Origin of the sequence: Bacillus cereus group sp. BfR-BA-01382 (assembly GCF_022663475.1) — a bacterium.
Lineage (GTDB): Bacteria > Bacillota > Bacilli > Bacillales > Bacillaceae_G > Bacillus_A > Bacillus_A thuringiensis_S.
This window is the reverse complement of the sequence record NZ_JAKUFQ010000396.1, coordinates 1-248: the sequence shown is the minus strand read 5'-3', so window position 1 is coordinate 248 and position 248 is coordinate 1. Positions and strand designations below refer to the sequence as shown.

Genomic DNA, 248 nt, shown 5'->3' with positions numbered 1-248 from the left:
ATATAACTTTCTAATTTCATAACATCCTCTAAGCTATTAAGCATAATTCTCGTATTACCAACTTCACTTTTTAACGCTGGTTCACATTTTAAGCTTGTACATATTTCTTTCACATCATCTTCTAATATTTCTGTTAATACATATTTCTTTCGCCCTTTTACCTTTACTCTCATAACTGGATAAAAAGCTTTTATATCTAAATAACTTCCTACATTCATACAACGTAGCCATTCTACATTACGTTTATT

The 248-nt window shown here is 28.6% G+C and carries 1 pseudogene; it reads right to left on the bottom strand.

The annotated features are described in order from the left end of the window. Positions 1–248 (bottom strand): annotated as a pseudogene (locus MR160_RS34470) (3'-5' exonuclease); the annotation flags it as partial.